Origin of the sequence: Paenibacillus sp. Root444D2 (genome assembly GCF_001426375.1) — a bacterium.
Classification (GTDB): domain Bacteria; phylum Bacillota; class Bacilli; order Paenibacillales; family NBRC-103111; genus Paenibacillus_E.
Window position 1 is genome coordinate 1 of sequence record NZ_LMEO01000023.1, and the last position, 12,832, is coordinate 12,832.

Consider the following 12,832-nt stretch of genomic DNA (forward strand, 5'->3'; position numbering starts at 1 on the left):
GCGTTCCCATCTCGAACACGACCGTTAAGCCCTCCAGCGTCGATGGTACTTGAACCGCAGGGTTCTGGGAGAGTAGAACGTTGCCAAGCAGTACCCACAAGGGTATTACAATGTAGGGATCACATCTAACTATGACGCGGGGTGGAGCAGCCCGGTAGCTCGTCGGGCTCATAACCCGAAGGCCGCAGGTTCAAATCCTGCCCCCGCAACCAATGATGCGAGTCATTAGCTCAGTTGGTAGAGCACCTGACTTTTAATCAGGGTGTCGTAGGTTCGAATCCTACATGACTCACTTTGCCTTATTTACAGCATGCGCGTATGGCGGAATTGGCAGACGCACTAGACTTAGGATCTAGCGGGTGACCGTGGGGGTTCAAGTCCCTCTACGCGCATCAATCATCCCCAAGTCGTACTATACGGCTTGGCGCCGATTTTTGTCGACTTGTCGTTCATTTTNCCTTATTTACAGCATGCGCGTATGGCGGAATTGGCAGACGCACTAGACTTAGGATCTAGCGGGTGACCGTGGGGGTTCAAGTCCCTCTACGCGCATCAAATCCTCAGCAGTATTTATACTCCTGAGGTACCCATGCGGAAGTGGCTCAGCGGTAGAGCATCGCCTTGCCAAGGCGAGGGTCGCGGGTTCGATCCCCGTCTTCCGCTCCATTTTATTAAGCGCCCTTAGCTCAGCTGGATAGAGTATTTGACTACGAATCAAAAGGTCGGGAGTTCGAATCTCTCAGGGCGCGCCATYTTTTATATGTTATACCTTATCGGGACGTAGCTCAGCTTGGTAGAGCACCTGCTTTGGGAGCAGGGGGTCGCATGTTCAAATCGTGTCGTCCCGATAGACACGCGGGCGTAGTTTAATGGTAGAACTTCAGCCTTCCAAGCTGATCGCGCGGGTTCGATTCCCGCCGCCCGCTTNACTTTATGAATGAATCATACCAATTCCATTCAGCACCTGCTTTGGGAGCAGGGGGTCGCATGTTCAAATCGTGTCGTCCCGATAGACACGCGGGCGTAGTTTAATGGTAGAACTTCAGCCTTCCAAGCTGATCGCGCGGGTTCGATTCCCGCCGCCCGCTTCACAGAATAAGATCACCTTCGGGTGGTCTTTTTCGTTTGAACGGGAATTGGAAGAGAAGCCGTATGGGTTCGACCGTCCGTGAAGGCATCATCGAATATACCCAAGTATGACGCGCGTCCAAATATACCACTAGCCGCTTCCGTAGGAAGCATTTCAAATAAAGTATTTGGAGTATTCCCGCCGCCCGCTTTACATAAAAAGATCACCTACGGGTGGTCTTTTTATGTTTGATGGGAAAAGAAGAGAACCCACTTAGTTTCAATCGTCCGTTAAATTATATAGGCTGCAAAAGGCGCAATACATAAATTACCACGCTCAGGCGGGGCTTTTTTTTATTTTAATACTATGTGCAGAGGGCGGATTGTGGTAAAATATTCTGAAATGAGTTTTTATAGCATCTAGCTTTTGTAGAGAGAAGCATTAATGCAACATAGTGAATAGATGAGGTGGAGAGTTATGTTAGAGAATGATATTGTCCTACAGAAGCAAGCAACGAATAACCTGCTGCGCAGGGACGTACGCTTCTTGGGCCACATACTAGGTGAAGTTCTGGTTCATCAAGGCGGTAATGATCTGCTTGATGTTGTTGAGAGAATTCGAGAGATGAGTAAGTCTTTAAGAGCACACTATGTAATCGAGATATATGATGAATTCAAGAAAACGATCTCCTCCTTGGATCCGGAGATTCGTCATCAAGTGATTCGCGCATTCGCTATTTACTTCCAACTTGTTAATATTGCTGAGCAGAACCATCGGATCCGTCGTAAAAGAGATTACGAGCGTTCCTCTGGTGAATCCGTGCAGCCAGGTTCCATAGAGAGTATTGTGCAAGAGTTAAAGAATAATCATATTCCATATGCAGAGGTTCAAGAAATTCTTAAAGCTATCTCATTGGAACTAGTCATGACGGCACATCCAACCGAAGCCATGCGTAGAGCTGTGCTTGATATTAATCTGCGTATTTCGGAAGATATGATGAAACTCGATAATCCTATGCTGACTTATCGTGAGCGTGAGCAATTACGTGAGAAGCTGCTTGGAGAGGTTCTTAATCTTTGGCAAACGGACGAGCTTCGTGATCGGAAACCAACGGTTATTGATGAAGTTCGTAATGGTATGTATTTTTTTGACGAAACTTTGTTTGATGTACTTCCAGAGATCTATCATGAGCTTGAGCGCTGTTTAAATAAATATTACCCACAAGACTCATGGCATGTGCCTTCCTTCTTGAAATTCGGTTCATGGATTGGTGGAGACCGTGACGGTAACCCATCTGTTAGAGCAAATGTGACTTGGGAAACATTAGGTTTGCATCGTCAACTGGCTTTGCAGAAGTATGAAGAAGTTCTCAAAAAAACCCTTGAGCATATGAGCTTCAGTAAAAGCATTGTGAATGTTAGCGACGATCTAACTGAATCTATTCAATGCGACCGTGAAGCTATGGGGAATATACAGGACGTTTGGCGTAATGAGAAAGAACCATATCGCATCAAAACGACTTATATGATTGAGAAGGTCCATAACACTGGCAATCCCAATGTTCCTACAAACCAGAAGTACAACAGTCCGGAAGAGTTTATTAGTGATTTGAAGATCATCGAGGCTAGCTTGAGGATGCATTTTGCTGACTATGTAGCTGACAAATATATTAAAAAGCTTATTCGTCAGGTTGAGCTATTCGGCTTCCACTTGGCTGCTCTGGATATCAGACAGCATAGTAAAGAGCATGAGAATGCGATGACTGAGGTTTTGGCGAAAATGGGTATCACCAGTGATTACAGCAAGCTGTCGGAAGAGGAGAAAATCAGCCTCTTAACGGATGTACTGAATGATCCAAGACCGATTACATCTACGTATTTGGATTACTCCGAAAGTACTCAGGAGTGCATAGATGTATATCGGACTGTAGGCAAAGCACAGAAAGAATTCGGTCGCAATTGTATTAACAGCTATCTCATCAGCATGACGCAAGGAGCGAGTGACCTCTTGGAGGTTGTTGTCTTTGCGAAAGAAGCTGGATTATATCGCAAAGAGAGCGATGGCAGCGTGACGAGTACGCTTCAGTCTGTACCTCTTTTTGAGACGATTGATGACCTGCATGCGGCTCCTGGCATTATGAGCACGTTGTTAGCGATCCCTGCTTACAAAGCTAGCCTTGACCCTGTGACACAGCTCCATGAGATTATGCTGGGCTATTCAGACAGCAATAAAGACGGCGGTGTGATTACAGCAAACTGGGAGCTGCGCATGGCGCTTCAGGATATTACGGAAGCCGCTAAGCAATATGGCGTGAAGCTGAAGTTTTTCCATGGCCGTGGCGGAGCACTTGGTCGTGGTGGTATGCCGCTTAACCGCAGCATTCTGGCTCAGCCGGTTGAAACGCTCGGTGGCGGCATTAAGATTACGGAGCAAGGCGAAGTATTATCTTCCCGTTATTCTTTGCAAGGCATTGCTTACCGCAGCTTGGAGCAAGCGACTTTTGCTCTAATTACGGCATCTAAATTATCCCGTTCTCCGCAAAGAAATCCACTGGAAGACAAGTGGGAGAACATTATGCGTGGTATTTCGGAACAAGCACAGAAGAAGTATCAGGATCTCATTTTCCGAGACGAAGACTTCTTAACGTTCTTCAAAGAATCCACACCGCTTCCTGAGATTGGCGAGCTGAATATCGGTTCACGTCCATCGAAGCGTAAAAATAGTGATAAATTCGAAGATTTGCGCGCGATTCCTTGGGTATTCTCTTGGACCCAAACGAGATATTTGCTTCCGGCTTGGTATGCGGCGGGTTCGGGTCTCCAAAGCTTTTATCAAGGGAATGCGGCGAACTTAGAAACTTTAAAAGAAATGTATGAGAATTGGTCATTCTTCCAGACGATGATTGATAATTTGCAAATGGCTCTTGCTAAGGCTGACCTTCAAATTGCTAAGGAATACGGCAACCTGGTCAAAGAGTCTGCAATTGCAGAGCGTATCTTCAATCTCATTAGGGAAGAATATGAACTGACTTCGTCCATCATTTTACAAATTACAGGTCAGCAAGAGATTTTGGATAATGTTCCTGTTATTCAGGAGTCCATCCGTCTGCGTAATCCCTATGTAGATCCGCTTAGCTATATGCAGGTAGAGCTATTAACTGAGCTTCGTGCACTGCGTGAGAACAACGAGGATGATGCTATCCTGCTTCGTGAAGTGCTGCTTACGATTAACGGAATAGCCGCTGGGCTGAGAAATACGGGCTGATAAAAACTTAGAGCGTAGAAATAAGATACAGGATTATAAAGTCGGGGGCCACGTGTAACGTAGGCAGCTCGACTTTTCCTGTCCTTATACGAAATGCCCATAGACGGGAGTTGTGCTTCAACATGGGGCGATGGTTTGCAATGGTTCTTGTCATTATCGGGGCGTCAAGCTACGGCTTGCTTTCCTCTTTTATTAAGATGGCCTATGATCAAGGATTTACAGAAGGACAAATTACACCGGCACAAATGACGATGGGAACCTTGTTTGTATGGATGTTGATTCTTTTTCACAAAAAATCATGGGTCAATCCCTTTAAAGGCCCTTGGATTAAGCTTGGTTTGATAGGTATTTTTGGTTTGGCTTTAACGACGGTCTTTTTCAATATTGCTTTAAAAGAGTTGAATGCTTCTTTATCGATTATTCTTCTGTTTCAGTTTACATGGATGACCATTGCGATGGATTGTATCGTGAAACGAAGGCTTCCAAAAAAGGCAGAAAGCATAGCGATTGTCTTAATATTGGTGGGTACATTACTTGCCGTAAATGTGTTTGAGACGAACTGGGAACAATTTAGTTTACTGGGGATTTTGTATGGATTGTTGTCGGCTTTGACGTACAGCATTTTCCTCTTTTTCACAGGACAAGTGGTTAGTACGCTGCCCCCTCTTATGAATTCGGCTATTATGCTTACCGCGGCGATGCCTGTGATGTATATTCTATATCCTCCGACGGTCTTTATACATGAGAATGGAAGTACGCTGCTGCTATGGGGACTTTTGTTGGGTTTCTTGGGGCAGGTCGTGCCTACGGTGTCGTTTAATATCGGAATTCCGCGAATCGGTAGTACGCTTGCTGCTATGCTTGGATCGGTGGAGCTGCCAGTAGCCGTTATTGCTGCTTATCTACTTATAGGAGAGCCGGTAAATGGGTTACAATGGTTAGGGATGGGACTGATCATAGGAGGCATAATTATTTCTGAAAACAAATCATAATTTCTGCGTATGTATAGCAGAGAGACTTTAATCTACGTTTAAAGATCCCACAGCGGAGAGACTTTAATCTACGATTAAAGATCCCTATATTATATTAGGATTTGAATTGTCGAGAAGCCGGAGGAAATCGAATTGAACTTTGTAGAAGCACGTCTGGCTAAGCTGGCCAGGAATGGGGATCGGAATGCTTTTGCAGAGCTTGTGGAGCTCTATAAGGACAAGATCTTTCATTTGGCTTACCGTATGCTGAATAATAAACAAGAAGCCGAGGATGCTGTGCAGGAGACGTTCTTGCGGGTGTATACCAATCTGCACCGATACGATGAGAATCAGAAGTTTTCGACTTGGATTTTCCGAATAGGGACGAATCTGTGTATTGATAAGCTGCGGCGAAGAAAGAATACTTACTCGCTTGATGCGGAGATGCCGGACGGAGAGGGCAATGATTATTATGCCATGCTCCCGAGTCATGAGGACACACCTGAGAAGCAAGTGATTGTGTCCGAAACCCAGGAACAAATACGCAAGGCCATTGAAACCTTACCTGAAAAGTATAAATCCGTTGTGATTCTGAGATATCTGCACGATATGTCTTTACAGGAGATAAGCGACGTTCTTGAAATGCCAGTTACAACGATCAAAACGCGTGTACATCGAGGGCGGGAATACTTGCGTAAAAGGTTAGAGCAGGAGGATCAAGTTGGTAGCACAAATCCTGTTCATATGTGAAACATATTTGAAATTCAAACGTATGGTATACCACAACATGCAAAAGTCTAAGAAAGGGGTGGCTGAATCATGAATTGTAAAGAAGCCCTCCCGCTCATACATGAATATCTCGACGGTGATTTGCAGGGATCCGATTCTCAGCGATTGAAGGAGCATTTGATATCTTGCCAAGCATGTCATGCTCTTTTCAAACAATTGGAGAAAACGGACGCGATGGTTAGAATGCTGCCTCCCGTTAGAGTATCTGATACGTTAACTGCACAAATCATGAGCGGACTGCCTCCAGTGAAGAAACGCAATGGCTGGATGGACTTCATTCGCAAGCATCCTGCTGTATCGGTAGCTGTTGTTTTCGCTACTGTCATGTTCGGAAGCTTCATGTCCATGTGGAATGATGATACGAGTTTGATGGTGAAGGGAAGTAACCTTCAAGACGTTGTTATTGAGGGAGATACAGTTACCGTACCGCAAGGGCATACTGTGAATGGTGATCTTGTTGTTCAGCGGGGTAAACTGAAGGTTGAAGGCGATGTAACAGGAAACTTAATCGTTATTGATGGTTCTCTAAATTTAGCGTCAACCGCGCATATCTCTGGGCACGTCACGCAAGTCGATGAAGCATTGGGCTGGGTCTGGTATAAATTAGGCGAGTTCGTCGGAATGCTCTCGCATTAGCTTGAAACGTCTTCCAAATGGCTTTTTGCCAGAGGAGGGCGTTTTTTTCATTACATAATAATAAAATGAACCAAACTCGTTTTAATAACGTCTTGTGAAGAGAGAAAAATAGAAGTATAACTGGGTTTATGTTATGATTCTATTATAGAGAGATCACTGTGTTCAGTCGCTGGGGGAGAATAATAAATGGACTTACTCACGAGCATCTCGGCTAAGGATATCGTTGATATTCTGATCGTTAGCTATGTGATTTATAAACTGATCCTGTTGGTGCGTGGAACAAGGGCCATTCAACTTATGAAGGGTATACTTGTTGTCGTCATTACATGGGTATTTAGTATTTGGTTTCAGCTCAGTACGCTGCAATGGATGATGAACCAGACCTTTACGTTCGGGGTTCTCGGGGTTATTATTATTTTTCAACCGGAGCTAAGGCGGGCATTGGAGCAGTTGGGCCGGGGGAAGCTATTCAGCCGATCTTCTACAGAAGAGGATCAAGATGTAAATAAGCGGATCAGTGAAGTGATACGTGCTGCGAATTATTTGGCCAAAAGAAAGATAGGGGCCCTGATTGTGTTCGAGAAAGAAACCGGTCTAACTGATTATGTCGAGTCCGGTATTGCGATAGAGAGTAAGATCAGCGCGGAGCTGTTGATTAATATTTTCATACCGAATACGCCGCTTCATGATGGCGCTGTGATTATTCGTCAAGGCCAATTAATGGCTGCTGGTTGTTATTTGCCCTTGTCTGAGAATCCTTTTATCAGTAAAGAACTTGGTACACGGCATCGTGCGGCCATTGGGATGAGTGAGGTTTCAGATGGAATGTGTATTATCGTTTCGGAAGAGACCGGACAAATCTCGCTCACAATGAATGGTCATATCGTACGGGACATCAAAGAAGAATCTTTGATTGCCAAATTGTTCGAAGAACTGAAGCCGAAGGCAAAAACAAAAGAGAAGAACCCTTTCTTGAAATGGAGGGGGCGTTCGAATGGATAAATGGTTACGCAATACGAATGTGGTGCGGATTGTTGCGCTTGTTATAGGTGTTTTGCTATGGGTTGTTGTTCATATGGAGGAAACCAATCTATCCGGGAATTCGCCTCTCCGCGAGCGGGAGGAAACCATAAATAATGTAGCCATTACGACAAAATATGATGAAACTCATTATCACATTTCGTCCATGGCTCCTGCTAACGTACAGGTTATTGTGAAAGGGAAGGAATCATCGGTTAAGAAAGTGACGACCAGTAATTCCTACCAAATTGAGCTCGACTTGACACAAGTGGGCAAGGGAGATCATCAAGTTACGCTTAAACCGGTTGGTTTTCCTTCCGATGTGGAAGTTCAAATTGTTCCTAGAACGGTACATGTGATTATCGAAGAGCTGCAAATGAAAGAAGTGCCAGTCGTCATTAATGTCAAAGGAACTCCAGCAGCCGGTCTCAAAGCCGGACAGCCGATTGTGAAGCCAGCTAAGGTGTATATTACAGCGCAGACCAGCAAGCTAGAGCAGATCGAGAATGTTCGCGGCGAGGTTTCCGTTGATAAGGCCCAGGCAGCTGTTACGAAGCAAGTGAGACTGCAGGCTTTTGATAAAGATGGCAAAGAAGTAGCACTGAATATTAATCCTTCTGTGGTCGATGTCGAAGTGCCAATCACAAGCCCGTTCCAAACCATACCGCTGCAAATGAAAATTAGTGGAGAACCGCCGAAAGGTTTCGCGATAGCGATGGTTACTCAAAATCCGGACAAGGTAACCGTCTACGGTACTCAAGATGTGGTAGATCGCCTAGAGTTTTATCAAGGGCCGCAGCTGAGTGTTCAGGATCTGAAGGAAACAAAGGAGTTTGCACTGGACATACCCTTGAGGAATAAAGTAACTCAACTGGATCCTGCCAAAGTTACGGTCCGCGTGGAAATTGTTCCTTCTATTACGAAGGCATTGGAAAATGTACCGATCACGATTATTGGTCAAAACGAAAGCTATGATACGAAAGTAACACTGCCGGAGACGGCTAAGCTAAACATTACGGTAGAGGGCGCTCCTGCACTTATTGATCAAATGAAAGTGCAGGATGTACAGGCGATCCTGGATGTTAGTAATTTGCCGCCAGGTAAGCATGAGTTGAAGCTGACCTTAAATTTGCCGACCTATGTGAAGCTCGGTTTGCCGCAAGAAGTAAAGGCGACTGTAGAAATCAGCGAGAAAGCATCTAAAGTAACAAATCCATAATGGGTTGTAGAAAAAGAGGAGAATATAAACATGGGGAAATATTTTGGTACAGATGGTGTGCGAGGAGTCGCTAATGGCGAACTGACACCAGAATTAGCTTATAAAGTAGGCCGCTGCGGCGGTTATGTATTAACGAGACAGGCTAAGCATCCGAAGGTCGTTATCGGGAGAGATACACGGATCTCGGGTCCAATGCTAGAAGCTTCTCTCGTGGCAGGCTTGCTATCCATTGGTGTTGAGGTTATTCGCATCGGTGTCGTCAGCACACCGGCGGTAGCTTATTTAACGAAGAAACTCGGAGCTGATGCGGGCGTTATGATTTCGGCTTCGCATAATCCGGTTGAGGATAATGGGATTAAGTTTTTTGGGGGCGACGGCTTCAAGTTGCTAGACGAAACGGAGCTTGAAATTGAGCAGCTGCTAGACGCGGCTGTGGATGAATTGCCTCGCCCCGTTGGCGGCGAGATTGGCACGGTTTCCGATGAGCCAGATGCGAAGTTCGCCTATCTGGCGTTCTTGAAGGAGACGGTATCCGAGTCTTTCGCCGGATACAAGGTCGTTCTGGACTGCGCGAATGGTTCTGCCTTCGAGCTGGCCCCTACAGTATTCCGCGAGCTCGGAGCGGAAGTTATCACCATCGGCGCTGAGCCGAACGGTCGCAATATCAACGATCATTGCGGCTCCACGCATCCTGAGAAGCTTCGCGCTGAAGTGGTGAAACATGGCGCAGCCATTGGTCTTGCTTTTGACGGCGACGCGGATCGTCTGATCGCGATCGATGAGAATGGCGAGGAAGTCGACGGCGACTTCATCCTTAGCATTCTGGGCGATGCGCTGAATCGCACAGGGAAGCTGAACCACGGCACGATTGTGACGACGGTGATGGCGAACATTGGCTTTTTCAAAGGGATTGAAAAAGCGGGTCTAAAAGCTATGCAAACCGCTGTAGGCGATCGTTACGTGATGGAAGAGATGCGTAAAGGCGGTTATAACTTAGGCGGAGAGCAGTCAGGACATGTTATCTTCCTCGACTACATCCCTACCGGAGATGGGATTCTGACGGCTTTGCAGTTGGTGAACACCATTGTCCAATCGGGACGCAAGCTTAGTGAGTTAAAAGGAATTATGCGTAAGTTCCCGCAGCTTTTGGTTAATATTCGCGTTGCGGATAAAAGCAAGCTCAAGGACAACGCTGTGATTGAGGAAGCCATTCGTAAGGTGGAGGAAGAACTCGGAGATAACGGCCGCGTGCTGGTGCGACCTTCAGGAACAGAATCGTTGATTCGCGTTATGGCTGAAGGTCCTGACAAAGAGCAAGTTGAAGCTTATGTTCATGATATTGCTAAGGTTATTCAAGAGCAATTAGTATAAAAGGCAGGGACTAGTGGCTCCCCCTTTCGTGCTTAATGCTAATTGGGGGATTTTCCACGAAAATATATGTTGCGCGCTCACGCTAAAATGAATATGATGTATTTGACTCAAGAAGGAAAGGCAGGATAGAGGTTAATTAAGCAACAAATAGCGCCAGAACTCGCAAGCGGGACGGAAATGTAGTGAGATTGCTACTACTACGCGGTGAGTTGACGAGGTGAAGGTGTTCGAAACATTCGGCGGGGACCTTCCGGCATGAGGAGTGCCGTTAAGTTGGAGAGCAAAAACGTTTGGGCGACCAGGCTGACAAGTATCCAACATCTACTTAATTATTATTTATGAATGTAATGATTGTCCTTATATATGGTTTATTTGATTTGCCGTTTTTCTTGCAAAGCTGATGGATTGTTAAAACAGGATCTTTGAAAAATAGCCCTTTAAGAAGAGGCTTATAAAACTATGGAGGTACTACTATGTGCGGAATTGTTGGTTATATTGGAAAGCGTAATTCTCAGGAAATTTTATTGGAAGGGCTCAAAAAGCTTGAATATAGAGGTTATGACTCTGCAGGTGTAGCTGTGTACACGGCTGATGGTTTGCAAATTAAGAAGGCAAAAGGCCGCATCGCGAATCTTGAATCCAAGCTGGATGAGACTCCACTGACCGGAAGCGTTGGAATCGGACATACGCGTTGGGCGACACACGGTAAGCCTTCGGATGTGAACTCGCATCCTCATACGGATAATTCGATGAAATTCTCGGTTGTGCACAACGGCATTATCGAGAACTACATTAGCCTTAAAGAAGAGTTGACTGCCAAAGGTCATAAATTTGTATCAGAGACAGATACAGAAGTTATTTCTCACTTAATCGCTGATTTGTACGAAGGAGATATCCTCAAAGCAGTCCAAAAAGCGGTAAAGCATATGACAGGTGCATTCGCGCTAGGCGTGCTGACAGAATATGAACCGGATCGCCTTGTAGCTGTGCGTCAGGCTAGTCCATTGATTATTGGTATTGGCGAAGGCGAGAACTTTATTGGTTCGGATATCCCTGCTATTCTTGAATATACACGTAATGTGTTTATCCTGAATGATGGCGAAATGGCGCTGTTGACGCGTGATGGTGTCGAATTAATGACTTTAGAGGGGAATTTTATTTCCAGGGAAATGTTTCATGTCGATTGGGACATTGTAACTGCTGAAAAAGCCGGATATGATCACTTTATGTTGAAAGAGATCTATGATCAACCCAAAGCGTACCGCGATACCATGGGCAGCCGTATTTCCCCTGATGGTCTTAGTGTAACGCTGAACGAGCTTACGATTACACCTGAAGCGATTCGCAACATTAATCGTGTTCATATTGTTGCTTGTGGTACAGCCTATCATGCCGGTATGGTTGGAAAGTATGTTATTGAGAAATTGGCGCGTATTCCAGTGGAAACGGATGTTGCCTCTGAATATCGTTATCGTTCACCGATTATCACGAAAGATACGCTTGTCATCGTAGTTAGCCAGTCTGGTGAGACGGCGGATACGCTTGCTGCGCTTCGTGAAGCTAAACGTTGTGGTGCGCATGTTATGGCCATCACAAATGTGGTAGGAAGCTCAGTAGCACGTGAAGCAGATGATGTAATCACAACTTGGGCGGGTCTTGAAATTGCAGTTGCGTCTACAAAAGGATATACATCACAGCTAATTGCATTCTATCTGCTCGGCCTGCACCTGGCTCAAACGTTAGGGACACAAACATCGGATGAGATCAAAGAAGCGGTTAAGGCATTGAAAGAGCTGCCGGCTCAAGTGGAAGAAATTTTGGGGCAAGCGGAAGCCATTAAAGTCGTCGCTGAGGAGATGGCTAAGCATGATAATCTCTTCTTCATCGGAAGAGGCTTGGATTATGCTGTAGCGATGGAAGGATCTTTGAAGCTGAAAGAGATTTCTTACATTCATTCTGAAGCTTATGCAGCAGGCGAATTGAAGCACGGTACACTAGCGCTAATCGAGGATGGTGTTCCGGTAATTGCGTTGGCTACTCAGCATGAACTGCTTGAGAAAACGGTAAGCAATATTAAAGAAGTTAAAGCACGCGGCGCAAATGTACTTGGGATTGCTGTAGAAGGTGAGCTGGAGCTGCAGAAGTCTGTAGATAGCACTTTCGTTATTCCGAAGACGCTGGATATTCTATCACCTGCTTTGTCTGTAATACCGCTGCAGCTGCTTTCGTATTACGCGTCATTGGCGCGTGGTAATGATGTTGATAAGCCTCGTAATTTAGCGAAGAGTGTGACGGTGGAGTAAGTTTGGATTATTTGTACACTTCAGTGTCTGGTGATATAAAAGTCGTGAACCAGTAAAAAGAGTTGTGAACCTCTAAGTCAGTCCCGGTGAATTTTATCATTCATCGGGACTATTTTTTTAAGGAATGATACATATCGAAACAATAGGCAGCCGTATTAAAATGATTAGAAAGATGAATACGATTAATCAA

General features: G+C 45.3%; 8 protein-coding genes, 9 tRNA genes and 1 rRNA gene. All 18 read left to right on the top strand.

The genetic code is table 11. The annotated features are described in order from the left end of the window. Positions 1 to 89 (top strand): 5S ribosomal RNA (gene rrf, locus ASD40_RS14195); the annotation flags it as partial. A gap of 46 nt (positions 90 to 135) precedes the next feature. Beyond that, a tRNA-Met gene (locus tag ASD40_RS14200) sits at positions 136 to 212 on the top strand. 7 nt (positions 213 to 219) lie between these two features. Beyond that, positions 220 to 292 (top strand) — tRNA-Lys (locus ASD40_RS14205). A 20-nt stretch (positions 293 to 312) separates the two neighbouring features. After that, positions 313 to 392, top strand: a tRNA-Leu gene (locus ASD40_RS14210). Positions 393 to 472: 80 nt separating this feature from the next. Continuing rightward, positions 473 to 552, top strand: a tRNA-Leu gene (locus ASD40_RS14215). A 39-nt stretch (positions 553 to 591) separates the two neighbouring features. After that, positions 592 to 666: transfer RNA gene (locus ASD40_RS14220), tRNA-Gly, on the top strand. Between the two features lie 9 nt (positions 667 to 675). Then, a tRNA-Arg gene (locus tag ASD40_RS14225) sits at positions 676 to 752 on the top strand. A gap of 22 nt (positions 753 to 774) precedes the next feature. Then, positions 775 to 848 (top strand) — tRNA-Pro (locus ASD40_RS14230). Positions 849 to 855: 7 nt separating this feature from the next. After that, positions 856 to 926: transfer RNA gene (locus tag ASD40_RS14235), tRNA-Gly, on the top strand. A gap of 91 nt (positions 927 to 1,017) precedes the next feature. Next, positions 1,018 to 1,088: transfer RNA gene (locus tag ASD40_RS14240), tRNA-Gly, on the top strand. 458 nt (positions 1,089 to 1,546) lie between these two features. Next, positions 1,547 to 4,333, top strand: coding sequence for a phosphoenolpyruvate carboxylase (ppc, locus tag ASD40_RS14245; RefSeq protein WP_057303907.1), 2,787 nt, complete (start codon positions 1,547 to 1,549; stop codon positions 4,331 to 4,333). Between the two features lie 122 nt (positions 4,334 to 4,455). After that, the gene (locus tag ASD40_RS14250; RefSeq protein ID WP_057303908.1) at positions 4,456 to 5,325 is read left to right on the top strand and encodes a DMT family transporter; all 870 of its coding nucleotides are present in this window, start codon (positions 4,456 to 4,458) and stop codon (positions 5,323 to 5,325) included. Between the two features lie 132 nt (positions 5,326 to 5,457). Further along, the gene (gene sigW, locus ASD40_RS14255; protein WP_057303909.1) at positions 5,458 to 6,054 is read left to right on the top strand and encodes an RNA polymerase sigma factor SigW; all 597 of its coding nucleotides are present in this window, start codon (positions 5,458 to 5,460) and stop codon (positions 6,052 to 6,054) included. A 69-nt stretch (positions 6,055 to 6,123) separates the two neighbouring features. Next, positions 6,124 to 6,729, top strand: a complete 606-nt coding sequence (locus ASD40_RS14260) for a zf-HC2 domain-containing protein (RefSeq protein WP_057303910.1) — start codon at positions 6,124 to 6,126, stop codon at positions 6,727 to 6,729. A 186-nt stretch (positions 6,730 to 6,915) separates the two neighbouring features. Continuing rightward, positions 6,916 to 7,731 carry a diadenylate cyclase CdaA gene (gene cdaA / locus ASD40_RS14265; RefSeq protein WP_057303911.1) on the top strand — a complete coding sequence of 272 codons (816 nt, stop codon included), beginning with the start codon at positions 6,916 to 6,918 and terminating at the stop codon, positions 7,729 to 7,731. Beyond that, positions 7,724 to 8,968 (top strand): CdaR family protein, encoded by a 1,245-nt coding sequence (locus ASD40_RS14270; RefSeq protein WP_057303912.1) that lies wholly within the window; start codon positions 7,724 to 7,726, stop codon positions 8,966 to 8,968. The genes cdaA and ASD40_RS14270 overlap by 8 nt, the downstream gene beginning before the upstream one ends. Positions 8,969 to 8,998: 30 nt before the next feature. Next, positions 8,999 to 10,339, top strand: coding sequence for a phosphoglucosamine mutase (glmM, locus tag ASD40_RS14275; protein ID WP_057303913.1), 1,341 nt, complete (start codon positions 8,999 to 9,001; stop codon positions 10,337 to 10,339). Positions 10,340 to 10,812: 473 nt separating this feature from the next. Then, on the top strand, positions 10,813 to 12,642 hold the full coding sequence (gene glmS / locus ASD40_RS14280; protein ID WP_057303914.1) for a glutamine--fructose-6-phosphate transaminase (isomerizing): 1,830 nt from the start codon (positions 10,813 to 10,815) through the stop codon (positions 12,640 to 12,642). The last annotated feature ends 190 nt before the right edge of the window (positions 12,643 to 12,832 follow it).